This window comes from Staphylococcus sp. NWU MKU2 (genome assembly GCF_033283605.1).
GTDB classification, from domain to species: Bacteria; Bacillota; Bacilli; order Staphylococcales; family Staphylococcaceae; genus Staphylococcus; species Staphylococcus haemolyticus.
Map to the genome: position 1 here is coordinate 136,424 of NZ_JAVSMH010000004.1, position 26,724 is coordinate 163,147.

The following is a 26,724-nucleotide window of genomic DNA, read 5'->3' on the forward strand; positions in this document are numbered from 1 at the left end:
ATGTTACTATATATTTAATTTACCGAATAATTTGAAAATTTAAACTGGAGGCGATAGATATGATGTTTGGTTATCAAGTGAATGAACATGTGACGTTGAAGATATTAGAAGAACGTGAAGCGGAGCAACTTTTCAAATTAGTTGATGCGAATCGGGATTATTTAGGCGAGTTCTTGCCGTTTGTAGAATATACAACGGAAGTTGCGCACAGTAAGAAGTTTATTCAGTCGGCACTAGAACAGTTCACTCGTGGTGATGGCTTTCATTGCGGCATATGGTATGACAAGGAACTTGTAGGGGTCATCGGCTTGCATTATTTAGATCTTGTTAACAAACGGACATCTATCGGTTACTATTTGGCAGAGCATTTTCAGAAAAAAGGGATTATGACAGCATGCACAAAGGCGTTGATTCGCTATGTGTACGAAGAATTTGATGTAAATCGTGTGGAAATTCAAATGTCGACGCGCAATCCGAAAAGCAGGGCCATACCTGAGCGACTTGGTTTTACGCAAGAGGGCGTGTTGAGAGATAGTGAACGTCTACGTGGAGCGTTCTCGGATAGTTACGTGTATAGTCTATTAAGAGAAGAATATTATAAATAAGCATCTTATACTTATCAGTTCGATTTGATGTTGGATTTAGGTTATTCTGTATTTGAACCAATCTATTAATCAAAAATTGATAAGGAGTTTAGACGAATGAATAAAAAGAGTATGAATGAAGAACCTAAATGGTGTATAGTTTTTAATTATACTTCAACTATATTTCTTTTATTGGGCATTATAAGTGTCATTATTATTCCTTTCTCGGATATTATGAAAAATCTTGTCCCACTATTTTTCATGATGGGATTTTTAATTAACATTATTCCAAATATTTATAAGAGGAAACTTTTCATTGTGTATGTAGACATATTTCTCTTCATATTAGTAATAATAATTAGAATCATTTTATGATTATCGACATAAAGTCATAAAAAATATTTGGTTGATATACATTATCTTGAACATAGAAAATAACGCTAAGGTACGCTCACCTTTGAATAAGAGCGTATCTTAGCGTTCGTTTTTGTTTAATTTAAATATTATATGATTATAATTTAGCTTGCCATTTATCTGTCCAAACTAAATCATTTGGCTCACCTTTAAATTCTGACTCGCCCATAATTTTATCTACAACGGTTTCTAATGTTGTTTTGTTTGAATGATAAGCGTTAATGTATGCTTTTACCATTGTTACATCATGTAAGTGTGTTGTGAAATTAAGTGATGTGAAGACGGTAGGTACTTCATGAACGTACCATGGGATTTCGTTACTCATTGCTGTTGACCATCGAATTCGATAGTTATTTTCAGCGGCGTATCCAACAATATTAGCGAATACGAGTGCGGCATCTACATTATCACGGTATTCTAACGTCTTACCTTTAATACGGGTAGAACCATCATTGACCGTCACATTAAATCCACGCTCTTCTAAAATAGAAACTAAGTTCTTTTCGACACTATCATCTGATTTATAAATGCCATTTTTCTCTCCTTCAATGATATATAGACGTATGTTTTTATGTGTTTCTGGGCGAATTGGTAGTTGATCTAATGTATTCTTAATAAGTGTGATACCTAAATCAGCAGCTTCTTGTTGCATAGTTAAGTGTTCATCACAACCGATGACGCTAAGTTCTTCTTCATTTCTTTGTAGTGTGCCCTGTGATTGGCGTTGAGGTAAGTGTATTTTGGCTTTTAACCCTAAGATACGTCTCACTGCATCATTTAGACGGTCGTCAGTGATCACGCCGTCTTGGTAGCCTTTTAACATGAAGTGGAAATCTTCTTCTAAGTCGTTGAAGAATAGGAACATATCGCAACCGGCAGCAATCGCTTGAGGTACATAATCTTCACGTTTCATAGCTGCTGTCATACCTAACATATGACTTGCATCTGTAACGACTAAACCGTTAAATGCTAATTCATCTTTTAATAAATCGGTAATCAGTTCTTTAGATAGCGTCGCTGGTAAAATATCTTTATCTGCTAAATTTGGATTTAATTTTTTAGAATAATGAGGTAGTGCAATATGACCAGACATAATCATTTCAACCCCATTATTAATATGATTCTCATAGACTTTTCGGAAACTATTATCCCATTCATCTGTTGTCATTTCATTCACACCCAATACAAGGTGTTGATCTCGTTCTTCAGTGCCGTCACCGGGGAAGTGTTTAATGCACGTAATCATATCCTGTGTTTCATTAAAGCCATTGATAAAGGCATTTGTATATTTAATCACTGTTTCAGCATTGGTACCGTATGCACGTGTATTAACGATTGTATTACGCCAGTTTTTCAGAATATCAACGCATGGATCAAAGTTAATATTCACGCCGAGTGCTTGTGATTCACGCCCAGATACGTAACCGGCATTGTAAGCGACTTTGCTATCTTGAGCAGCTTCACATTGTGCTGCAGAAGCGATATACGTACCATCTTTACAAGCCCCATTACCACCAGAGTCACAGTTGGCAGCAACAAGTAATGGCACTTTACTGTTTTGTTGTAAGTCATTTAATAATGATTGAACTTGCTGTTTGTTTCCCCCTTGATAGCGCGCACCACCGATATGATATTTTTCTAAAATATCTTTATTTGAATCGTCTCCATTATTAAAGTCCCCGTCTTCTTCTAATGAGAATAAGTTAAAGAATAGTTGACCAATTTTTTCTTCATCAGTTAAATGTGACAAAGTATCTTCAACCCATTGAATTTGTTCGTCGTTTAAAAAGTAAGGTTTAGCTTTCAAATCTACTAATTTCATGATTATCGTGCTCCTTTTCTAGTCAAAATTATTATAAAATTGTTGAATTACATGTTCTTGAATAGTATTATCAAACTGATTATTAATGAACAAATTTAAATATTTGTCTTTAAATTCGAGCCAAGACGTCGCTTCGTTTCCGGCTAATATTGGATAAAACAATACATGATTATCTTGTGCAGCTTGCATATCACCTTTGGCATCGCCGAGAACGAGTACATGATTAGCATCATATAACCCTTTGAGTTGATTAATGCAATGCTTTTTAGTCCCAGCTTCTTGAGCGAAGATGCTCGTAATAAATGGTGTGAGTTGGTGTTCAGTCCATTCAGTCTCAACTGCAGCTAGGTTCGCAGATGAAACAATAACAATATCCGCGTTTTTATAGGCAAGTCTTAAAGCGTCCTCTACATATTCAAAAGGGCCGACGCTAGGTAGTCTTTGAATGAGTTGGTTAACGCGGTTAGACCAGTCTAACGCTAGACGTAATCCTTTCTTATCAGGATTTGATTCAATATCTTGTTGTAGTTGCGGATTTGAGAATGTTGCAGTCGTATCTACCCATTCTTTAATATCATGGTAGCCATCAACTGTACGTCTTTGTTGATGTAATTCGGTTAATATTTTTTCAAGACCTTGAAATCGATTAATGCCTCGCGTGATTTCATATAAATTAAATTGATTCCAACGGTTTAATACGTCTTCTCTAATATCGTCTAGGTTCCAAATATCGAGTAAAGCAGGACCAAATGCGCGTTCATGTTTAATTGTCATCGTATCCATGCCACAGCCATCTGAGTCCACGCAGATAAGGTGTTTATGTTGTGGTTGAAAATGTTCTAGTGAGTAGTTCAATGTTTTCAATCCTTTCTTGTAATAGTCATAAATGAGGGTGATTAATATGTTAAATCGAGAAGTTTTTGGTATTTTACAAACGCATGCTTTTGAACTTTTAATGGTATCTTTAGAACGATATGATTTGGAAGACATTAAGCACATAAGTAATCACTTGAAATCTCCTTTTACAAATACAAAGAGCAAACGCTATAAAGCTGAATTACAAAAACTTTTAGAAAATATGAAAAGTAATATGATTTACCATTACGTGAATCAATTCGATGCGCATTTTTTGATGTTTAAGTATAGAAAGTCGCATCAAGTTATTATATTAGGTCCGTTTTTGCTACACAGACCGAGTGAAAATAAATGTCTTGAAATGCTTCAAGAAGTACAAATTAAACATTCTAAACTTACCATCCTAAAACAATATCTTCTGCAAATACCAGTTTGTCAGTATAGCCAAGCGTTGAACATGACCCATTTGGCTGTTAGGTATTTGAAAAATAAAAATATACATTATAACGTTGAAGACATTGATTTTAGCTTTCACCGTAACCCAGAATCACATGCCAAAGATAAGGCGCAATATGAATTTACGTTTAATAAGATTAAAGAGCGATACGATATTGAAAACCGTATGCTAACGGCTATTCAGAATGGTAATTCTGATGAAGCACTTAATATATTTAAATTAATGAAAGTTTCAGTATCTGGTATAAGACGTGTTACTGACGACTTGTTAAACCATAAGTACAGAGGCTTTCTAGTTAACACCTTGTGCCGTAAAGCGATTGAAAAAGCTAACGTCAATTTGCTAACAATCAATGATATTTCAGGTAAATACGCTGCAGAAATAGACGATGCTAATACTGTCGAAGCGTTAGATCATGTGATGGAAAATCTCATTTATGATTATGCTCAGGCCGCTTTAAAAGTTAAATCTCTTAAGTATAGTTCCAACATTAATACGGTTATTCAACACATTAAAATTAATTTAGATCGTCCGCTTTGCCTTAATGAGTTGGCTGAATTAGTTGGGTTGGCGCCATCATATCTTTCTAGATTATTTAATCAAGAAACTGGACAATCTATATCACAATACATTATGGATTTGCGTGTTGAAAAAGGTCGAGATTTATTAATTCAAACGCCTATGAAAATTGATGAAATTTCAAATTACATAGGTTTTAAACAGCAAAGTTACTTTACTAAATGTTTTAAAGCTAAATATCAGTTATCGCCATTAGCGTATCGAAAACAATATAGTTCCATGAAGTAAAGAGATAGATAAAAAATTTCCAACTTTGCTTGCAATTTAAAATTATCACTCATTTGAATTAATCACTAGTTCAAGTAATAGAAAATTTAGAAAATTTGCTACTTTTTTAAATTTAAGGTCAATATTTTACTAAAATAATTAAAAATTTATAAAAAACATTAGAAATTTACACCGTTTTTTTGCTACTTATTTTAATAAAAAGCAGTTGGAATAACTGTCTATAAATAAAATAAAAATATGCTTTAAACCCTTTTATATCAAGCTTTTTAAGAGTTTGGGAAAAAGGGTTTATTTTTGTGTGAAAGCGATTTCTACCTCCGCTAAATTGACGATTTTTCAATTGCAAATATAATGAAGTTGGGTTGGCAAAGAAATTAGAAATAAGGAGCTTTGCAAAATGAAAAAAATAAAAATCTTAAATCAATTGCATGAAAATTATCTAGTAGCAGTTGTAAGAGGTAAAAGCAAAGATGATGCAATCGCTGCAGTTCAACAAATGATAGCAGGCGGTATATATAACATCGAAATTACCTTTACAACACCTCAAGCAGAAGAAGTCATTCGACATTTAAGTGAGACAAGTGATGATCACATTATCGTTGGTGCTGGTACGGTTTTAGATAGTGCAACAGCACGAATCGCTATTTTAAATGGTGCAGAATATATAGTAAGTCCTCATCTTGATGTCGAAATTGCTAAAATGTGCAATCGATATGCGATACCTTACTTACCTGGCTGTGGATCGGTGACAGAAATCGTACAGGCTATGGAAGCAGGTGTTGATTTAGTGAAATTATTCCCAGGAGACTTACTTGGAGCTAATTTCATTAAAAATGTACATGGACCAATACCACATATAGAATTAATGCCTTCAGGTGGCGTGTCTTTAGACAATTTAGAAGATTGGTATAACAAAGGTGCTTATGCGGTAGGAATTGGTAGTGCATTAATGAAAAATGCAAAAAATGGTAATGACTCAATAATTAAAGAAAATACAGAAAAATTTGTTAGAAAATATGAAATAGTAAGCGGGTGATTGTATGTCATTCATTACTTTTGGCGAGATATTAATGCGCTTAAGCACACCTCATCATCAAACCTTTGAACAATCACAAGCTTTTGATGTGCATTATGGCGGTGCAGAGATGAATGTTGCTATAGGTTTATCAGGATTAGGTATTAACACCACAATGATAACTGCATTACCTAATAATGACCTAGGCGAAAGTATCGTACAAAATATAAGACGCTATAACGTGAATGCTGATCATATTAAAAAGGCTAGTGGTAGATTAGGTCTTTATTTTACTGAAAGTGGTTATGCACAAAGATCAAATCGTCTTATTTACGATAGAAACATGAGTGTATTTAGTCAATTTAATAACGAAGATTATCAGATAGAACAATTATTAAAACATCATGAGTGGTTCCATATCACCGGTATTACCGCAGCATTGAATGATGAACTGTTCACATTTTTGAAAAAAGCAGTCAAAAAAGCTAAAGAATTAGACTTATTTGTAAGTTGTGATTTGAACTTTAGAGATGCGTTATGGGATTTTCAAACTGCTAGAAGAAAAATGTCTGAACTGTTATATGATGTGGATCTAATCTTTGGCTATGAACCGTTATCACTACCAGATGGTTCAGGTAATGATGAGAAAGATGGCTTAGATCGAGTCGCAGATATTGAAGAAATTAAACCATTTTTAGCAAAAATACATCAAACATACGACATTAGTTATATTGCATTTACACAGAGAAAAATTTTTAACCATAAAAGAAACCGCTTACAAGGATTTCTATCTACACCAAATCAACTCGCACAAACTGAAAAAGTCGATGTCGATATTCTTGATAGATTGGGTACAGGAGATGCATTTAGTGTCGGTATCATTTATGGAATTATGAAGCAATGGCATTTAGAAGATACTGTTCAATTTGGGATCAATAACATGATTTATAAGCACAACGTCATTGGTGATTATAGTTATGCCAATATTGAAAAAATAAATACGTCTATTGAAAGTAATAAAGACATCAATAGATAGAAAGAAGGCAGTATTATGGGAGATACAGTTGAAACAAGAGAGAAACAAAAAGTACAAAGTCTCAATAATATTCAAAAATCAACGTTAGGGTTTAAAGAAAAGTTATCTTATGGTTTTGGGGATTTAGGTAACGGCATGATGTTTGATATGGGACAAATTTACTTAATGATGTTCTTCACAGACATTTTAGGCATCTCAGCCTTCTACGGTGGTCTTGTATTTTTAGTCGCTAAAATCTTTGATGCGTTTGTTGATACAGGTGTAGGTACTATCGTGGATTCAAGAACGAATATTGGTCCTAAAGGTAAATTTAGACCATTTATTTTATATGGCACGGTTCCACTAGCAATATTAACGGTATTATCATTTACCGCGCCCAATTTTAGTGATACTGGTAAAGTCATTTGGGCTTTCGCCACATATTTAATGTTTAACGCAGCATATTCTGTCGTTAATATTCCGTATGGTTCATTATCAGCTGCAATGACTATGAATGCTGATGATAGAACACAATTATCTGTATTTAGAAACTTAGGCTCACAAAGTGCTTTGTTTATTGCGGGTATTGCCGTTGTACCATTAGTATCAAAATTTGATAATCATGCAATCGGTTATCCGGTAGTTGTTGGTTTGTTAGCAATCTTCGGTGTGATATTCCATTTGATTTGCTACAAAGGTGTTAAAGAACGTCACGTTATCGAACGTCCAAAAGAAAAAGGTGTGAATAAAAAAGCATTCTTTAATTTAGTGAAAAATGAAGCCTTTGCAGTCTTAGCTATCTTCACTTTATTAACAATTATGTCTATGTTCTTAGTGCAATCAACACAACTTTATTATTTCAAATATGTGTTAGATAAACCGAATCTTGTTGGATTAGTTAGTACACTGAACTTTATCGTCTTATTACCAGCGTTATTTGCAACGACATTTATTAGTAAAAAACTAGGCAAAAAATATACAGCACTTATAGGAATTGCGGGATTTGTGATATTCGAAGTTTTAAACTTCTTATTCTTTGGAGAAAACTATGTAATGTTCTTAGTCATGAATACGATAGCACAATTCTTCTTAGTCATTCCTAACACAGTTGTATGGGCATTCATTGCAGACGTTGTGGAATATGGACAATGGAAATTTAGATTACGTTCAGAAGGAATCACATATTCAAGTTATAGCTTTACTAGAAAAGTATCACAAGCACTTGCAGGATTCGTACCTGGATTAGCCTTAACTTTTATCGGTTATCAACCTAATGTGGATCAATCAGCTGGCACAATCTTTGGTCTTAAAGTCCTATTCTTTGCAGTACCAGCCGTGGCGTGTACCATCGCATTTATTATCTTCTTCATATGGTACCCACTTACAGATAAACGACATAAACAAATTGTTAAAGAACTTGCATTGAGAGAAGAAATTTAAAGGAGCGATTAATGTATGGCTTTTATAAATGAGAATTTTATGTTGAATAATGAAACAGGTAAACATCTATATCATGATTTCGCCAAAGATATGCCAATTTATGACTACCATTGTCACTTAGATCCTAAGCAAATTAGCGAAAATGTAAAATGTGAAGATATTACAGAGTTATGGCTTAGTGGGGATCATTACAAATGGCGTGCGATGCGTGCACAAGGTATTGAAGAACGCTACATTACTGGAGATGCTGCACCACTTGATAAATTTAAAAAATGGGCTGAAACATTAGAAAATTCAGTGGGTAACCCTTTATATCACTGGTCACAACTTGAGTTGAAAATGTACTTTAACATTGAAGATTTACTCACAAGTGATAACGCTGAAGAAATTTATCATCGTGCTAATGATTATTTAAAACAACATAAAGTAACAACGCAATCATTGATTACTGATTCAAATGTCAACTTAATTTGTACTACAGATAATCCAACTGATGATCTAAACTATCATGATGAAATTAAAGCACAGGATGGTTTTCATACAACGGTACTTCCTGCATTTAGACCAGATGATGTATTCAAAATTGGAGACCAAGCCTTTTCAGATTTACTAGAAAAATTAGAAAAGCTTACGCATAAAATTACATCACCTTCAGACTTCGTGGAGGCATTATATAAACGTATTCAATATTTCCATGATAAAGGTGGTCGATTAGCCGATCATGGTTTAGAAGAAATTCACTTTGAAGATTATACTGACAAAGACATCCAAGACATTTTCACTAAAGCCCTAAATCATTCAGGCATTTCATCATATGAACAATTCCAGTTCCAAAGCTACATGTTAAATGAATTAAGTAAGGCTTATCATCAACATGGTTGGGTTATGCAAATCCACTTTGGCGCAATTCGAAATAACAATTCTAAAATGTTTGAAAAAGTCGGCAAAGATGCTGGTTTCGATTCAATTAGAGACCAAGAGAATCTCGCTTATCATTTAAACGCAACACTAGACATGATGGAACAAGAAAGTCACTTACCTAAGACGATTCTGTATAATTTAAATCCAATTTATAATGACATCGTGGGGTCAACGATTGCGAATTTCCAAACTGAACCAGGCATTAAAAGTAAAGTGCAACATGGTGCCGGTTGGTGGTTCAATGATACTAAGAGAGGTATGTTAAGACAAATGTCATCATTAGCTGATCAAGGATTACTAATGCATTTCGTTGGTATGTTAACAGATTCAAGAAGTTTCATTTCATATTCAAGACATGATTACTTTAGACGTATATTATCTTCATTCATTGGGGACTTAGTTGAAAAAGGTGAGATCCCTAATGATGACAAACTATTAAAACGCATGATTGAAAATATTTGCTATAACAACGCTTATAACTACTTCAAATTAATATAGGGGGGTAAAACAATGAAAATGACATTTAGATGGTACGGCAAAGATGATCCAATCAGTTTGGAATATATTAAGCAAATACCTGGAATGAAAGGTATTGTAAGTGCAATTTATGATGTGCCGGTTGGTGACGTTTGGCCATTAGATAAAATTAAAGATTTAAAACAAGAAATTGAAGATGCAGGTATGGAATTATCAGTCATTGAGAGTGTACCTGTACATGAAGATATTAAATTAGGTAAACCAACACGAGATAAATATATTGAAAATTATTGTGAAACACTTCGTAATTTAGGGCAAGCAGGTATTAAAATTGTGTGTTACAACTTCATGCCAGTATTTGATTGGACGCGTTCACAATTAGACTACCGCTTAGATGATGGCTCTACTTGCTTAATCTATGATGAAAATGACGTCGAAAAAATGAATCCATTAAGTGGTGAATTATCATTACCAGGTTGGGATTCAAGTTATACGAAAGAAGATTTAAATCAATTATTTGAAGATTACAAAGAAGTAGATGAAGAAACATTGTGGGAAAACTTAAACTACTTCATACAAAAAGTAATACCGGTTGCTGAAGAGGAAGATGTTCTGATGGCTATACATCCGGATGATCCACCATGGAATATCTTTGGCTTACCACGTATCATCACTAATAAAGAGAATTTAGAGCGCTTCATTAACTTATATGACTCTAAATACAATGGTTTAACAATGTGCTCTGGTTCACTCGGTGCCGACCGACGAAATGACTTTGTCGACATGTTACGTTATTTCGGTGAGAAAGATCGCGTCAACTTTGTACATGCCCGTAATGTTAAGTTGATAGGTGATAAATCTTTCCAAGAATCTGCACACCTTTCTGAAAAGGGCTCAATCGACATGTACGAAGTCGTTAAAGCATTGCACAGCTTCGACTATCATGGACCGATTAGACCTGACCATGGACGTATGATTTGGGGCGAGACAGGTAAATCAGGATATGGGTTGTATGATCGTGCATTAGGAGCAACATATTTAAATGGTTTATACGAAGCGGTTAGTAAAAACAACAAATAAATAAAGGAGAAATGAACTTATGAAATTACCATTCGATATTGATTTAAAAGATAAAGTCGTAGTCATTACAGGTGGAACGGGTGTCATTGGTAGTGCAATGTCTACTGCCTTAGCACAAAGTGGCGCTAAAGTTGCGATGGTTGGTCTTAGAGAAGACGCGAGTGGCTTAGTTGAAGCAATTAAAGAATTAGGTGGCGAATCTCGCGTATTTCTAGGTGATGTGACGAATAAAGAAGACATGAAACGAATTAAACAGGAAGTTAATGATACGTTCGGTAGTGTCGATATTTTGATTAATGGTGCAGGGGGTAATGCACCTAAAGGCACTACAGATGACGAACACTTTGAGGGTAATTTAGATCAAGATAAACAAACATTCTTCAACTTAGATGAAGAAAGCGTTGGATTCGTAATGGATCTTAATTTCCTAGGTACATTTATTCCATCACAAGTCTTCGCAACTGACATGTTAGATAAAGAAGACGCAACTATTATTAACATTTCATCAATGAATGCATTTACACCACTTACAAAAATTCCAGCCTATAGTGGTGCAAAAGCAGCAATTAGTAATTTCACACAGTGGTTAAGTGTGTACTTCTCTAAAACAAATATTCGAGTGAATGCGATAGCGCCTGGCTTTTTACTAACTAAGCAAAACGAAGCATTGCTGTTGAATGAAGATGGCAGTTATACAGATCGCTCTAAAAAAATTATTAATGCTACACCAATGGAACGTTTTGGAAAGCCGGAAGAATTAGTAGGTGCACTACTATTCCTAGTTAGCAAAGAGGCTTCAAGCTTTGTTAATGGCGTAGTATTACCAGTTGATGGTGGATTCAACGCATATTCAGGTGTGTAAATATAGGAGGGATAAAGTTGCTATATCCAATTAATACAGAAACAAGACAACTATTCGATTTGTCTGGTATATGGAAATTTAAATTAGTAGGGTATAAAGAAGACGTAGACGTAAGTAAAGCGTTAGATACAGATGATGTTATGGCTGTACCTGGTTCTTATAATGATCAAGGTGTCATTCAAAGTATTCGACAACATGTTGGTGACGTCTACTATGAAAGAGAAATTATGATTCCAAAGCATCTTGATGGTGAAAGAATTGTATTAAGATTCGGTTCAGTCACGCATCATGCTACGGTTTACTTGGATGGTAAGGAAATCGTGACACATTCAGGTGGTTTCCTACCATTTGAAGTTAATATCACTGAAATTGCTACTATTGGAAGTCATCGATTAACTGTAAAGGTTAACAACGTACTGACACATAGCACATTACCAGTAGGCAATTATAGTGAACACGTTGCTGAAGACGGCACCGTTACACCAGTCAATGAACCTAACTTCGACTTTTTTAATTACGCAGGCATTCATCGTCCCGTAAAAATATATACAACTCCACATAGTTATGTTGAAGATATCGTTATTAATCCGGAGGTTAAAACGAGTGGAGAAAGTGTCGTCAATTATAAAGTAGCTGTACACGAAGGTAGTTCTAATATTAATCAAGTTAGGGTAACGATTATAGATGAAGAAGGACAAGTGGTTACGAAGCATGATGAATTTGAAGGTGCAATGTCTATTGATAATCCTCATTTATGGCAACCGCTTAATGCGTATCTTTATCATATGAAAGTTGAATTATTAAATGATGGTGAGATTATTGATGTGTACACAGAACGATTTGGTATTCGCTCTGTAGAAGTAAAAAATGGTCAATTCCTTATTAATAATAAGCCATTTTATTTCAAAGGTTTCGGTAAACATGAAGATACATTTTATAATGGCCGCGGTTTAAATGAAGCAGCTAATGTGATGGATATCAATTTGATGAAATGGATTGGCGCCAATTCTTTCAGAACATCGCATTATCCATACTCAGAAGAAATGATGCGACTCGCAGATGAACAAGGTATCGTTGTGATTGATGAAACGACAGCAGTAGGTGTACATCTTAACTTTATGGTCGCTTTAGGTGGTCAGTTAGAGCACGATACTTGGAAAGAGATTGATACGCATCAAGCCCATACAGAAGTCATAGAAGGTTTGATTGAAAGAGATAAGAACTATGCATGTGTCGTTATGTGGTCAATTGCTAATGAACCTGCTTCTAATGAAAAAGGCGCGAAAGCTTATTTTAAACCATTAGTAGAATTAGCTAGAAGTAAGGATCCACAGAAACGACCAGTGACTATTGTCACAATTCTTACTTCCCAACCGGATGTATGTGAAGTTCAAGACTTAGTTGATGTGCTATGCTTAAATCGTTATTACGGTTGGTACACTCAATCTGCAGATTTAGAAGGTGCGAAAAAAGCATTAGATAAAGAATTAGCACAATGGTCTGAACGACAACCGAATAAACCTATCATGTTTACAGAGTATGGTGCAGATACCGTAGCTGGAATGCATGCGATTGATGACCAAATGTTTACGGAAGAATATCAATTGAATTATTATAAAGCGAATCATGAAATAGTCGATAAATACCCACAATTTATTGGCGAACAAACATGGAATTTCGCAGATTTTGAAACGTCAAATGGCATTATCCGAGTTCAAGGTAATAAGAAAGGTATCTTCACTCGTGATCGTAAACCTAAAGCTATTGCACATTATTTTAAAGAACGCTGGCATAATATCCCTAATTTCAACTATAAATCATAGATAGAAAGTAAGAGTGGCGTATTTCATTAAAATAGACCTCATAAGATGAACGTTAATTTCATCTTATGAGGTCTAATTCTTTATTGTTCTACTATTTGAATTAAATTACCGCAAGTATCGTTGAAAATGGCCATTTTAGCACTACCCATTGTAGTCGGTTCAACGGTAAAGTGAACGCCTTTTTGCGTCAATGCATCATAGGTTTGTTGTACATTTTCTACGCCGAACATCGTAATAGGTATGTTAGCTTCGAATAGACGTTGTTGATAGTCGCCTGCAATAGGGTTGCCATTTGGTTCTAAGACCAATTGAGCACCATCTGGTTGATTCGGAGATACTAAAGTAAGCCATCTAAATCCTTCGCCTACAGGTTCATCTATTTTCTTTTCAAAACCTAAAATGTCTGTATAAAATTGTAAAGCTTCTTCTTGATTATCTACAAAGATACTATTCGCAATAATATTCATATTTATCCCCTCAAAGTATTTATTATGAAACTTGGATTACTAGGCCTGTTTAAGCACACGAGCCATTTCTTCAATTTTACCTGCATGTAATGGGACGTGAATGGCATTTAACACTAATAATTCGTTAAGTGTTTTGCAGCCAGCAATCGGTTGTTCAAGTTCCTGTGATAGTTGTTCATCAGTAAGTTGACGAGCACGATCTGGAATTGTTTTAAGTCCTCCCTAATCGATTCAATTGATGGTATGTCTTGTCCCTCCCAGTTTGCAGGACTAGAACCGTAACCAAATAATTTAGTATACGTTTCAATATCAACGACATTTTGACCACCCATTGATAAAGCAGAATCGAAAATAGTTAAAACATGTCCAAATTGCCAATGTAAAGTATTTGGAAAAACATCATTCTCTTTATCTAATACTTTCTCAACGTTCCAACTATCATAAACAGATAGTAAGTAGTTCACACCAGTATCAATCACATCATAGACTGTTTTAGTACTCATTTGCGTTTCCTCCCACATGTTTAAAGAATTGACTATTAAGCGTTTACCCGTTAAATAGGAGTTATAAGCATTACGATTAAAGTGCTAGTTTTATTTAGCGAATAGCGCATATTGGTTTCATGGATTTGATATGCAAAGTTTTAAAATATAGGAAAAAAGATAGCTGATTATCAACTATCCCTTTAATCGTATGAATGATGAGTTATTTATAAATATTCTTTTTCTTTAATATAGTTATAATTACCTTCGAATTTCTTTAAAGATTTGTTTTTTAATAAATAAGTAGTGTTAAATAATTTATTGAGAAAATAGATGTCATGTGAAACCGTAATAATTGAACCTTCATAATTTAATAGTGCGTCTTCAATGATTTCTTTTGCTTCTATATCTAAATGATTAGTGGGTTCATCCAAAATGAGTAAGTTATAATCAGTGTGTACAATTTGAGCCCATCTCAGTCTTATTTTTTCGCCACCACTTAGATCACCAACTTTTTTAAAAACATCTTTCCCATAAAACATAAAGTCAGCTAAAATATGTCGGGCTTCCGCCTCTGACACATTTACCTCTTCACGAAACTTATTTAATACGGTGTTGTTATCAGCATCATTCTCAAATTCATGTTGTGAAAGATAACCTATTTTTAAGTTGTTTGCCGTTTTAATAGTACCGTTATCAATTGAAACGACTCCTAAAATAATTTTCAATAAGGTAGATTTTCCAGTACCATTATCTCCAATTATAGCTATATGCTCGCCTCTTCTAACCAACATATTCACATTTTCAAATAATAACTTATTATACGTTTTAGTGACATCTTCCATCTCTATGACTCTGTTAGAAACGCGTGTAGCATCTTCTAATTCCATCTTCATATTTTTTGAGTTGAGAATTGGTTTATCCAAACGTTTGATGCGATTTAATGATTTTTCCATGCTTTTAGCTCGACGATACATGCCAGCATTGGGAGGGTTAGATTGGCTGGCCCACATTCTTAATTGTTTTATAGACGCTTTCATTTTTTTAATTTTCTTTTGCTGTGTTTTATATGCTTCGAATTCAATTAATAATCTTTTTTCACGCTCTTCTACAAAATATGAGTAGTTGCCATTATATGGATATAGATTTTTTTGATCGATTTCTATAATTTGATTTACTGTTTCATCTAAAAAATAGCGATCGTGTGAGACAACTACTGTAGCGCCGTGATAATTTTTTATATAATTGGTTAACCATTCAATAGATTTGAAATCAAGATGATTCGTTGGTTCGTCTAAGAGTAATAAATCTGTCGGCTTAATTAATATCTGAGCGATACCTACTTTTGTTCGTTCTCCACCAGATAAATCTTTCCACTGTGATTCAAGTAAATGCGTTATATTTAAGCCACTGGCTACTCTACGTATTTTAGCATCTATTTCATAGCCGCCATGTTCCTCATAATATGACTGCAAATTCCCATAGCGAAGCATTAATTCATCTATATCATTCACATCCATACTCATTTTTTCTTCTAATAATTTAAGTTGCTCAGAGATGATGTTTAATTCGCCGAATACTGATTTTAAACAAGTATAAACTCTTTCATTATCAGCATGATTAGGAATTTGATCTAAATAACCAATTTTTATATTTTTTTTCCAGCTTATAATACCTGTCGTGGGAGATTCTGACCCACATAGAAGTCTTAATAATGTTGTTTTTCCTTCACCATTTCGACCGACTAAGCCAATAGTGTCACCAGAATTGAGGGTTAGCTTAACATTGTCGAATAATGTTTCGTCAAGAAACTTTTTAGTAACATCCGTAGCATTTAATATATTCAATTTCCTTCCTCCATATTACCTATAAGGAAGGGAATGTTAGTGTCCGTTCCTTATAGAGCGATTAATAACTTCAAAAAAGACATACTCCACCAATTTTGAAATTACAATCGAAAATTTGTTGCGAATGATTTGTAGAAATCTGCAACAAAATGCTATAAGAAACATTTCGACACCTCCTAAAATACAAGTTATAGTCATTTTACATTAAACAACTGATTTCATAAAGCGGAACTCAAATAAAGTCATTTTACTTACTTAATATTGTTATGTATGATTAAAGTGTTCAAATTGCGGTAGTATAGACTTTCTGACATATAGATAGTGGAGAATGCCAATCAGATAAGTTTTTTAAAATTGAGAGGTGAGAAGGGCGTGTACTCAATTCAAGATATTGATCATCGTATTGAAGCATGGATAGCACAGATTGCACGTAAGGTTGATATGATGTTGAATGATGTGGCGGTTGAAACAAAAAAGCATGATTTGGATTTAGTGACGAATATCGACAAAGAAGTTCAAGCTGATTTCACTAAGTTTATCGAAGAAAATTATCCAGAACATCAGATTATGGGTGAAGAAAAAAGCAATCATGAGATTGATATGTATCGTGGCTATGCTTGGGCGATAGATCCCATTGATGGTACAACGAATCTTGTTAAACAACATAAAGATTATTGTTTAATAGTAAGTTTATTCTACAATGGAGAGCCATTATTAGCTTATACATATGAATTTTATCAACAGAAGTTATATAAAGCTGTAAAGGGTCAAGGTGTATCGATTAATGGCGTGCCACTTCATGTAGACATGTATCATCACCTCAAAGATGCGTTGATTTCTATTGATCCGAAACGTGCGAGTTCCGAATTACTAAAAGCGTTGATTTCACATGCGCATGGCTTTCGATTTATTGGTGCTGGTGGCATTGGTGCGTTGCGAACAATTACAGGGGATTTCGGAGCAAGTATTGATATGGGAGCAAACCTGTGGGATATGAGTGCACAAATATTATATGCGAAAGAGTTAGGGTTAGTTGTAACAGATATTCAAGGCAACTCTATCGATTTAAATCATGTTAAAGGTGCGATTATCGCGCATCCGGATATTCACGAAGACATCATTAATATTATAAAAACGTATCAATAAAATATCCTGCCACATCCTGATACTAGAATGTAATGGGAGATGTGACAGGATTTTATATAATATTAGGAAAGGTTTGGCTTTGATCGCTCGTTATCAAGCCTTCAAGTGTCATTATTTAAGGTTTAATCGCAAATGCACGTACTGGGAACCCAGGTGCGTCTTTCGGTTTCGGACTAATCGCGTAAATGACTGCACCACGCGTTGGCAATTGGTCTAAATTCGTTAACAATTCAAGCTGGAACGTATCTTGTCCAAGAATGTAACGTTCTCCAACAATGTCACCATTTTTAGCAGTATCTACCGACGCATCTGTGTCGAATGTTTCGTGGCCAATTGATTTTACGCCACGTTCTTCGATTAAGAACTTCAAGGCGTCTAATCCCCAACCCGGTAAATGTTGATTACCATCAGAATCTTTATTTTCAAATTGTTCAATGTCTGGCCAACGTTTCGACCAGTCAGTACGTAATGCTACAAACGTGCCTTCTTCAATACGTCCGTTTTTAGCTTCCCATTGCTCTAAATGGTCACGTGTGACGATAAAATCAGCATTTTCTGCAACTTCTTTTGAAAAGTCTAAAACGATAAGGGGTAATACTAACTCTTTTAAGTCTAGCTCTTCTAAGTAACGTTTATTCTCTACAAAGTGAATAGGTGCATCGATGTGTGTACCATATTGAGTGACGATATTCCAACGTTGCACGTAAAAGCCGTGCTCTTTGACTGTGAAAAGAGTGGAAACTTCACCTTTTTCAAATTCACTAAATCGAGGTATTTCAGGGTCAAAGGTATGTGTTAAATCAACCCATTCAGCTTCTTTCAGTTGATTTAGTTGATCCCATAATGGATAGTTTGGCATATACAACACCTCCAATTGTAATTGTTATTCTATGTTGATTTTGGCAGTGGCTGACTGAACTGGCCCATCGCTTTGGAAAAGCTCGCTTCAGTTCTAGTCATCTGTGCCGGGGCCGACCAAGTATTCAAAGTCACAATAGTTCAATAAAATGAGGCAGTGGCTGACTGAACTGACTCATCGCTTTAGGAAAAGCTTGCTTCAGTTCTAGTCATCTGTGCCGGGGCTGTACGACGAAATCACAAGTGATTTCTGTACAGCTCCCTCCCTACGCGGGTTTATTTTGATTATTTGATTCACGTTTTTTACGAACTGTATTTACAAGTACAGTTAGAGCGTCTTTTACTTCATCTTCTTTACGTGTTTTTAAGCCACAGTCTGGGTTAACCCAGAATAGTGAACGGTCAATTTGTTGTAAAGAACGATCAATCGCTGTAGCGATTTCATCTTCTGTAGGGATACGTGGACTATGAATATCATAAACACCTAAGCCAATACCTAAATCGTAGTTAATATCTTCAAAGTCTTTGATTAAATCACCATGGCTACGTGATGTTTCAATTGAGATAACATCAGCATCTAATTCATGGATAGCATGGATGATTTGACCAAATTGAGAATAACACATATGCGTATGAATTTGCGTTTCATCTTGTACTGAAGATGTTGCTAATTTGAATGAATTTACTGCATCTGCAAGATATTGTTCATGGTATTCAGAACGTAATGGTAAACCTTCACGTAAAGCTGGTTCATCTACTTGGATTACTTTTATACCCGCTTCTTCTAGCGCTAATACTTCTTCGTCAATGGCTAAAGCGATTTGGTCTTGAACGACTTTACGTGGTACATCTACGCGTTCGAATGACCAGTTTAAGATAGTTACAGGGCCAGTTAGCATACCTTTAACTGGTTTTTCAGTTAAACTTTGCGCATATACAGTTTCTTTGACTGTTAGTGGTTCAGTCCATTTTACATCTCCGTAAATTACTGGTGGTTTAACTGCGCGTGAACCATATGATTGTACCCATCCAAATTTTGTTACTAAGAAACCTTGAAGTTTTTCTCCAAAGAATTCAACCATATCATTACGTTCGAATTCACCATGCACTAATACATCTAAACCGATATCTTCTTGAATTTTAATCCAACGTGCAATTTCACTTTCTAAGAAGTTATTATAGGCTTCATCTGAGATACGTTTGTTTTTCCAATCGGCACGATATTTACGTACTTCTTGTGTTTGAGGGAATGAACCGATTGTAGTTGTTGGTAAGTCAGGTAAGTGTAAGCGTGCGTCTTGTGCTTTTTTACGCTCAGGGAAAGGTGACTTACGACTTGTTGGTACACTATCGAAGTCGTATTCTAGATTTTTGAATGATTGACTTTGGAAACGTTCATAACGTGCTTTCAATTTGTCATATTTTGCGCTATCGTTCTGGTTAAATAGTCGACGTAGCGCGTCTAATTCATCTAACTTTTCAGTGGCGAAACTTAAACCTTCTTCGACTGATTGCTCTAAAGTTTCATCATCTAATGATACTGGAACGTGTAATAAAGATGATGAAGGTTGGATAACGATATGTTTTGCGTGTCCTTGTAACGTTTCGATTAATTTTTTCTTAGCTTCGATATCTGCAGCCCACACGTTACGGCCATCAATAATACCTGCATATAATGTTTTAGATGAATCGAAGTCACCTGATTCAATTTGTTTTAAGTTATAACCGTTGTCGTGTACAAAGTCTAATCCTAAACCACCAACTGGTAATGAACTTAAGAATTTAACATTGGCACGTTCGAAGTAAGTTTGAATGACTAATTTGTCAGCTAAACCTGCTTTATCAAAGTAGTCATAAGCTTCTCTAGTAATAGCTTCATAAGCTTCGCTTTCATCAGTAACTAATACTGGTTCATCAACTTGGATATAGGCTGCACCAGCGTCAATTAATGATTGAAGCACTTCTTTATATAAAGGTAATAGTGTTTGAACTTTCTCTTCGAATGATTGATGTCCACCTTTAGATAATTTTACAAACGTAATAGGACCTACAATCACAGGGTGAGCGTTAACGTTAAGAGATTTCGCATAGTTAAAGCGATTTAATAAAATGTTGTGGTTCACTTTAGGTTCAACATTATCCCATTCAGGAACAATATAGTGGTAATTCGTGTTGAACCATTTAATGAGTGCACTCGCGACATGTTCTTTATTACCGCGTGCAATATCGAATAATAAATCATCGTTAACTTCGCGACCTTGGAAACGTTCAGGGATGATGTTGAATAATAATGATGTATCGAGAATATGATCATACAATGAGAAGTCGCCGACAGGTACACTGTCTAAATTATAATTTTTTTGTAATAGTAAATTTTCTCTATGTAGGTCACTTAACTTTTGATCCAATTCTGTTTTATCGATTTTTTTAGCCCAATAGCTCTCGATGGCTTTTTTCCATTCTCTTTTTCTACCTAATCTTGGGAATCCTAAATTTGAAGTTGTAATTGTTGTCATGATATTGCCTCCTTGTTTTGGGTAATTGCTTTAGAATATGCTGCGAGTTCTAATGAATAATCGATACGTTGGAATGGTGTGATAATGTATAAACCATTGAAATACTCATGCACTGTATCAATCAATTCTTTAGAAAGTCTCAAACTTAATGCTTTTGTTTTTTCTTTATCATCTTTTACTGCTTTAAATTGGCTTAATACGTCTTCAGACATTTTAATACCAGGCACTTCGTTATGTAGGAAAAGTGCATTGTTATAGCTTGCAATAGGCATGATACCTATAAATAGAGGGACGTTAAGGTGTTTCGTCGCCTCATATACTTCTTTAATTTTTTCTTTGCTATACACAGGTTGTGTAATGAAGTAATTCATACCGGCAGCTACTTTTTTCTCAAGGCGTTTTACTGCACCGTCAAGTTTGCGTACATTAGGGTCAAATGCACCAGCGATGTTGAAGTTTGTATGTTTCTTCAGCGCATCACCATCCGTGTTAATACCTTGATTGAAACTTAATGCTAATTCGGTTAATCCTTTTGAATTTACGTCGTAGACATTCGTGGCACCGGGTAGGTGGCCTACTTTTGAAGGGTCACCTGTAATCGCTAAAATTTCATTAACGCCAATAAGTGATAAGCCAAGTAAGTGTGATTGCAAGCCAATCAAATTACGATCTCGACATGTAATATGCACGAGGGGATCAATGTTATAACGTTGGCGTATGATGCTCGCTGCAGCGATATTGCTAACACGAACAGTAGCAAGTGAATTGTCAGCGAGGGTAACAGCATCAATGTTCGCTTCGTCAAGTTTGCCAATATTCTCAAAGAAGAGATCTGTATCTAAATGTTTAGGTGTATCGAGTTCGACAATAACTGTTGGTCCGTTTTTAACTTTTGTTGTTAAATTATGTTTATACGTATGTGTGACTGCTCGATTTGTCTGACGATTGATCGGAATGATGTTTTTATTTTTAACAGGCTTTAAATCTTTTACAGATGATTTGATATATGCAATGTGTTGTGGTGTTGTGCCACAACATCCTCCAATTAATCTCACACCCTCATTAATAAGTTCTTGTGCGACATCTCCGAAATATTGTGCATTATCGCTATACTTAAATTCGCTATTCTCAATATCCAGTAAACTTGCGTTTGGATAGCATGATAAGTAAGCCGTTTCTGGTAACTCAATATGTGAAAATGAGCGTTGCATGTGGTGTGGACCGTGATGGCAATTTAATCCAACAACATTGGCGCCACAGGCAACTAGTTGTTGTAAAGCTTTATTGATTTCAGTGCCATCGACTAAGTAATTCGTATTTGAAGCGGTCAATTGCGCGATGATAGGGATATCGTACTTTCGACGTGTTGTTGTAACAATATTTGTCAGTTCTTCTAAGTCGTAGTAAGTTTCGAATAATAACCCATCAACACCTTCTTCAACGAGTGTATCGATTTGATTTTCAGCGTGATACTGAATGGTGGACAAAGGCAATTCCTCTTGCTGTAAACTTCTGAAACCACCTACTGTGCCAAGTATGAAAGTATCAGGTCGTGCGGCACGTTTTGCGATGGCTACAGCTGCCTTATGAATGTCCTTTACTTTATGTTCCAAGCCAAAGCGTCTAAGCTTTTCAAAGTTAGCACCATACGTGTTGGTCTGGATAATATCGGCCCCGGCCTCTATATAAGAACGATGTATAGACTCTACTTTTTCTGGGTGTGTTAAGTTATAAGCTTCTGGACATGTATCTAAACCCTCTGAATAGAGAATTGTTCCCATTGCACCGTCAGCTACTAAAACGTTGTTCTGTAATTGATTCAATAATCGACTCATTGAAAGCCTCCTTTAATGCGTAGTTGAGGTCAGCAATTAATTCTTGAGGTTGTTCTAGACCTACGCTTAATCGGAATAAGCCAAAGGTAATGCCACGTTCATTTCGAACATCTTCAGGAACAGCAGCATGTGACATTGTGGCTGGATGAGATAATATCGTTTCTACACCCCCAAGACTTACTGAAACTAGGGGTAAAGTTAAAGCATCTACAAAGTGTTGTGCTTTCGTTTCATCTTTTAATCGGAATCCAATCACGGCACCGCCGCTATTTGCTTGTGATAAGTGTAATGAACTGTTTCCTGGATAATATACTTCGGCAATTTCTTCTCTTTCTTTTAAAAAAGCTACAAGTTTCTCCGCATTTGATGTTGATTGTTTAAACCGTACAGGTAATGTTTTTAAGTGTTTGGCTAATGTCCAACTATCATGCGCTGACAATGCAGTGCCCGTACCATTCTGTAAAAGATATAATGCATCAGCGACGTCTTTACGATTTGTAATGGCAGCGCCTGCGATAATATCGCTGTGGCCACCTAAAAATTTAGTAGCTGAATGAACCACAATATCAGCGCCAAGTGCAAGTGGTGATTGACCCAACGGTGTCATAAATGTGTTATCTACTGCTAAAAGTAAGTGATGACGTTTAGCAATCGCTGCTACTGCACGTATATCTGTAATTTTGAAACAAGGATTGGATGGTGTTTCTACGTAGATGAGTTTGGTATTCGGCTGAATCGCACGCTCAATTTCTTCAGGTTGTGTAGCATTAACAGTCGTAAATTGAATATCAAAGCGATTTAAAATTTGTTCTGTAAGTCTGAATGTGCCACCGTATACATCATCAGGAAGAATGACGTGATCATTTGCTTTTAATGTTAGTAATACCGCTGAAATTGCTGCGATACCTGAGGCGTACGCAAATGCATATTGTCCTCCTTCAAGTTTCGCTAATTTCTCTTCAAGAAGTTGGCGGTTTGGATTGCCACTTCTGGCATAATCAAATTTTGCATTGTCACCAAGCACTTTTTGATGAAATGTTGAAGAGTCATAAAGTGGTGGGTTAGCTGAATCGTAATCTACACCTCTGTGTTCATCAAAAATAACTTCGGTTTCTTTTGATAAGCTCATGAAATCACTCCTACTTTAGAATTCTCCAATGCTCGTAAAATATCTGACTCAATGTCGTTATAATCTTCAACACCAATGGATAAGCGTATAAGGTGTTCATCTATGCCACGTTTATCTTTTTCTTCATCCGGCATATCGACATGCGTTTGTGTGTATGGGAAAGTAATGAATGTTTCTGTTCCACCTAGACTTTCTGCGAAGATGCAGATTTCTAAATTTTCTAAAAATTCAGCAACGCTAAAGTCTTTATTTAGACGTAAACTCAGCATGCCCGTTTTACCACTGTATAGCACTTCGTCTATAGCACTAGAAACTTTACATCGCTCGGCTAACTTCTTAGCGTTTGCCTCTGACCGTTCAATACGTAAATGTAATGTTTTTAAGCCACGTTGTAATAAATAACTATCGATAGGAGACAATGTTGCTCCAATCATGTTATGCAATTGCCCAAGTTGCTCAGCTAATGATTCATCTTTAACAGTTACAACCCCAGCCAATACATCATTGTGACCGCCAATATATTTAGTTGCTGAATGGAGTACAATGTCTGCACCGTCTTCTAAAGGCGTGGATAAATAAGGTGTTAAAAACGTGTTGTCGATAATTGTTAGTAGATTATGCTGTTGACTTAAGATGTAATAAGGTTCAACGTCAATTTCGATCATTTGTGGATTCGAAATAGGTTCTATGAAAAGTGCCTTTGTATTGGGCGTAATAGCGTTAACAACTTCTTCATAATTCAGGAAATCAACATATTTAAATTTGATACCATATTGTTTTTCATAAAAGTCAAATAATCTAAATGTACCACCATATAAGTCGAAAGCGACTAATATTTCATCACCTGGTTGAAACAAGTTACATATGAGTTGTACTGCAGCCATGCCACTTGAAGTGGCAAATGAAGCAATGCCTCCTTCTAATTTCGCAAAGGATTCTTCAAATGCAGAACGTGTTGGATTCTTTGTTCTTGTATAATCATAGCCTGTTGTCTGACCAAGGTGAGGATGTTGATATGCAGTAGACAAATAGATAGGATTGGCTATTGCGCCAGTAATATCTTTAGTTAATGATATTTGTGCTAAATGAGTATCTTTCATGTCAAATCCTCCATTCAATTTTTTATCCAATAAAAAAAGCTTCCGTCCTTTAAACCCGATATGCATCGGATGTAAAGGACGAAAGCCTGTTTCGCGGTACCACCTTTATTTATTACTTTATTGCTAAAGTAACCTCAAACAGTACGCCATTTTGTGAATAAAAGTGTACTGAGATAGTGGACGCTAATTTAATCGTTATGTGACACTTTAGTCGAATGAAGGGGACACATTAAAAAACTCATTTAACTTGATTATAAGTAAATGAGTATTAACGATGATTAGCGACGTCTAGAATTCCAGTACGCCATTAAACAATAAATGTTAATACTGTATCGCTATAACGGGCGAACCCGTTGACACCTCATATTGGCATCAACACTCAAAGGCCATTTTCAAACTTTCTTTCAATGTCTCTTCTCAGCTTTGGAGACTCTCTGTATTAGCAGTGTAAGTTCTACTTTCCTTATTGCAGTGTGTAATTTGTGTTTTTTTTAAGTTAATTCATAGCTTACAGACCTAAATTACATTTGTCAATAACTTTTCTGAAAATTAAGATTATAAAGGTAATTCAGAAAACGCTTTAAGTATTGATAGCATAGTGATAATTGTATATAAAAAAATTTAATTTTTTCATTTCATTTGTCTAATCTACTTGTTAAACCTATTCTATATTTTTTAAAATAAATAAGTACTAAAAAATGCGCGCCATTGAATTTATAGTGTAAAAGTAAGTTTGTTGTGATTGTAAAAGACTAGTTCTTAGATAATGCTTCAAATATGATACCAATAATGGCTTAGAGAGGTGAAAATAGTGGGTCAAAAGCAAGATGAGCGATTGGTGATAAGTCAAAATGAACAAATTCAAAAAATTGATCTTTCTAAAATTAAAGCCAATCCATATCAACCTCGTAAAACATTTGACGATGATAGATTAAGTGATTTAGCAACGTCAATACAAACTCATGGTGTATTACAGCCCATTGTATTGCGCCAGACTGTACAGGGCTACTATATAGTAGTTGGCGAAAGACGATTTAGAGCATCTCAATTAGCAGGGTTAAACGAGATACCTGCCATTATTAAAGAATTGTCCGATTCTGACATGATGGAATTAGCAATTATCGAGAATTTACAACGAGAAGATCTCAATGCCATTGAAGAAGCTGAAAGTTACCAGCGCCTCATGAATGATTTAGGATTAACACAACAAAAAGTAGCGGAACGACTAGGCAAATCACGACCATATATCGCAAATATGCTAAGATTGCTAAATTTACCCAAAGATATTTCGAATCAAGTCAAAGAAGGTGCGTTATCTAGTGCACATGGACGCACGTTGTTAGGCATTAAAGATGTCACTATGATGAAAAAGATAAGTCAACAAGCCATACGTGAAAATTGGAGTGTTAGATATCTTGAACAGGTTGTAAATGAATTACAAGACGGTGGGCAGTCTAAAAAAAGCAAAGCAACAACGCAAATAAAACCTAAATTTATTCAAAAGCAAGAACGTCGACTAAAAGAAAAGTTTGGGTCTAAAGTAGACATTTCAACTAGCAAGAATATAGGTAAAATAACATTTGAATTTAAAACAGAAGAAGAATTTAAACGACTCATTCAAAAACTCAATGACGAAGTATGATACGTAATCAATCGTATTGATAGAGTGATACTCTATGAAAGAGTGAGTTAAGATGTGTTACATCTTAGGCTTTGCCAAGGAAATAAGTAATAAAATAAAGCTTAAGACGGATACATATTGCGCAATAAAT

At 35.2% G+C, this 26,724-nt stretch carries 20 protein-coding genes, 1 pseudogene and 1 other annotated feature; of the genes and pseudogenes, 11 read left to right on the plus strand and 10 right to left on the minus strand.

The features are described 5' to 3' along the window. Positions 1 to 62 precede the first annotated feature (62 nt). Positions 63 to 605 (plus strand): GNAT family N-acetyltransferase, encoded by a 543-nt coding sequence (locus SBL15_RS08125; RefSeq protein WP_107609725.1) that lies wholly within the window; start codon positions 63 to 65, stop codon positions 603 to 605. Between the two features lie 490 nt (positions 606 to 1,095). Here SBL15_RS08125 and SBL15_RS08130 read toward each other — a convergent pair whose 3' ends face one another. Both SBL15_RS08130 and SBL15_RS08135 read right to left on the minus strand, forming a co-directional pair. Then, on the minus strand, positions 1,096 to 2,820 hold the full coding sequence (locus SBL15_RS08130) for a glycoside hydrolase family 3 protein (RefSeq protein WP_107611923.1): 1,725 nt from the start codon (positions 2,818 to 2,820) through the stop codon (positions 1,096 to 1,098). An 18-nt stretch (positions 2,821 to 2,838) separates the two neighbouring features. Next, a complete protein-coding gene (locus tag SBL15_RS08135; protein WP_107611922.1) occupies positions 2,839 to 3,675 on the minus strand; it encodes an HAD family hydrolase in 837 nt (278 codons plus the stop codon). A gap of 46 nt (positions 3,676 to 3,721) precedes the next feature. On the opposite strand from SBL15_RS08135, the gene SBL15_RS08140 reads away from it, so the two are divergent. From SBL15_RS08140 to uidA, 8 genes are all read left to right on the plus strand, one after another. After that, the gene (locus SBL15_RS08140) at positions 3,722 to 4,939 is read left to right on the plus strand and encodes a helix-turn-helix domain-containing protein (protein WP_107611921.1); all 1,218 of its coding nucleotides are present in this window, start codon (positions 3,722 to 3,724) and stop codon (positions 4,937 to 4,939) included. Positions 4,940 to 5,336: 397 nt separating this feature from the next. Next, positions 5,337 to 5,975 (plus strand): bifunctional 2-keto-4-hydroxyglutarate aldolase/2-keto-3-deoxy-6-phosphogluconate aldolase, encoded by a 639-nt coding sequence (locus SBL15_RS08145; RefSeq protein WP_107611920.1) that lies wholly within the window; start codon positions 5,337 to 5,339, stop codon positions 5,973 to 5,975. 4 nt (positions 5,976 to 5,979) lie between these two features. Next, the gene (locus SBL15_RS08150) at positions 5,980 to 6,990 is read left to right on the plus strand and encodes a sugar kinase (RefSeq protein ID WP_107611919.1); all 1,011 of its coding nucleotides are present in this window, start codon (positions 5,980 to 5,982) and stop codon (positions 6,988 to 6,990) included. A 15-nt stretch (positions 6,991 to 7,005) separates the two neighbouring features. Beyond that, complete coding sequence (locus SBL15_RS08155; RefSeq protein WP_107613202.1) at positions 7,006 to 8,409, plus strand: glycoside-pentoside-hexuronide (GPH):cation symporter; 1,404 nt, start codon at positions 7,006 to 7,008, stop codon at positions 8,407 to 8,409. 15 nt (positions 8,410 to 8,424) lie between these two features. After that, on the plus strand, positions 8,425 to 9,828 hold the full coding sequence (uxaC, locus tag SBL15_RS08160; RefSeq protein WP_107613203.1) for a glucuronate isomerase: 1,404 nt from the start codon (positions 8,425 to 8,427) through the stop codon (positions 9,826 to 9,828). Between the two features lie 12 nt (positions 9,829 to 9,840). Next, positions 9,841 to 10,887: a mannonate dehydratase gene (uxuA, locus tag SBL15_RS08165; RefSeq protein WP_107611916.1), complete on the plus strand. Its 1,047-nt coding sequence runs from the start codon at positions 9,841 to 9,843 to the stop codon at positions 10,885 to 10,887. A 19-nt stretch (positions 10,888 to 10,906) separates the two neighbouring features. After that, positions 10,907 to 11,749 (plus strand): SDR family oxidoreductase, encoded by an 843-nt coding sequence (locus SBL15_RS08170; RefSeq protein ID WP_053016890.1) that lies wholly within the window; start codon positions 10,907 to 10,909, stop codon positions 11,747 to 11,749. A gap of 17 nt (positions 11,750 to 11,766) precedes the next feature. Continuing rightward, complete coding sequence (uidA, locus tag SBL15_RS08175) at positions 11,767 to 13,572, plus strand: beta-glucuronidase (RefSeq protein WP_107636057.1); 1,806 nt, start codon at positions 11,767 to 11,769, stop codon at positions 13,570 to 13,572. An 80-nt stretch (positions 13,573 to 13,652) separates the two neighbouring features. Here uidA and SBL15_RS08180 read toward each other — a convergent pair whose 3' ends face one another. From SBL15_RS08180 to abc-f, 3 genes and pseudogenes are all read right to left on the minus strand, one after another. Next, positions 13,653 to 14,039, minus strand: coding sequence for a VOC family protein (locus SBL15_RS08180; RefSeq protein ID WP_104948244.1), 387 nt, complete (start codon positions 14,037 to 14,039; stop codon positions 13,653 to 13,655). A 39-nt stretch (positions 14,040 to 14,078) separates the two neighbouring features. Continuing rightward, a pseudogene (locus SBL15_RS08185) lies at positions 14,079 to 14,542 on the minus strand (DinB family protein). Between the two features lie 206 nt (positions 14,543 to 14,748). Further along, entirely contained in the window at positions 14,749 to 16,368 is a 1,620-nt protein-coding gene (gene abc-f / locus SBL15_RS08190; protein WP_107614057.1) for a ribosomal protection-like ABC-F family protein, read from the minus strand. Positions 16,369 to 16,740: 372 nt separating this feature from the next. Here abc-f and SBL15_RS08195 point away from each other — a divergent pair, with 372 nt between their 5' ends. Beyond that, the gene (locus tag SBL15_RS08195; RefSeq protein ID WP_107611912.1) at positions 16,741 to 17,514 is read left to right on the plus strand and encodes an inositol monophosphatase family protein; all 774 of its coding nucleotides are present in this window, start codon (positions 16,741 to 16,743) and stop codon (positions 17,512 to 17,514) included. Between the two features lie 115 nt (positions 17,515 to 17,629). On the opposite strand, the gene SBL15_RS08200 is transcribed toward SBL15_RS08195, so the two are convergent. The 5 genes from SBL15_RS08200 to SBL15_RS08220 form a co-directional block, all read right to left on the minus strand. Then, the gene (locus SBL15_RS08200) at positions 17,630 to 18,373 is read right to left on the minus strand and encodes a cyclase family protein (RefSeq protein ID WP_107613207.1); all 744 of its coding nucleotides are present in this window, start codon (positions 18,371 to 18,373) and stop codon (positions 17,630 to 17,632) included. Positions 18,374 to 18,638: 265 nt separating this feature from the next. After that, the gene (gene metE, locus SBL15_RS08205; protein WP_107611910.1) at positions 18,639 to 20,888 is read right to left on the minus strand and encodes a 5-methyltetrahydropteroyltriglutamate--homocysteine S-methyltransferase; all 2,250 of its coding nucleotides are present in this window, start codon (positions 20,886 to 20,888) and stop codon (positions 18,639 to 18,641) included. After that, on the minus strand, positions 20,885 to 22,723 hold the full coding sequence (locus SBL15_RS08210) for a bifunctional homocysteine S-methyltransferase/methylenetetrahydrofolate reductase (RefSeq protein ID WP_317955714.1): 1,839 nt from the start codon (positions 22,721 to 22,723) through the stop codon (positions 20,885 to 20,887). Before SBL15_RS08210 ends, metE begins: the two co-directional genes overlap by 4 nt. Beyond that, on the minus strand, positions 22,677 to 23,852 hold the full coding sequence (gene metC / locus SBL15_RS08215) for a cystathionine beta-lyase MetC (protein ID WP_317955716.1): 1,176 nt from the start codon (positions 23,850 to 23,852) through the stop codon (positions 22,677 to 22,679). The genes SBL15_RS08210 and metC overlap by 47 nt, the downstream gene beginning before the upstream one ends. Further along, positions 23,849 to 24,952 (minus strand): PLP-dependent transferase, encoded by a 1,104-nt coding sequence (locus tag SBL15_RS08220; protein WP_107611907.1) that lies wholly within the window; start codon positions 24,950 to 24,952, stop codon positions 23,849 to 23,851. Before SBL15_RS08220 ends, metC begins: the two co-directional genes overlap by 4 nt. A gap of 71 nt (positions 24,953 to 25,023) precedes the next feature. Further along, positions 25,024 to 25,431, minus strand: a binding site (T-box leader). A 332-nt stretch (positions 25,432 to 25,763) separates the two neighbouring features. Between SBL15_RS08220 and SBL15_RS08225 the strand changes: the two genes are divergently transcribed. After that, positions 25,764 to 26,594, plus strand: coding sequence for a ParB/RepB/Spo0J family partition protein (locus tag SBL15_RS08225; RefSeq protein ID WP_317955717.1), 831 nt, complete (start codon positions 25,764 to 25,766; stop codon positions 26,592 to 26,594). The last annotated feature ends 130 nt before the right edge of the window (positions 26,595 to 26,724 follow it).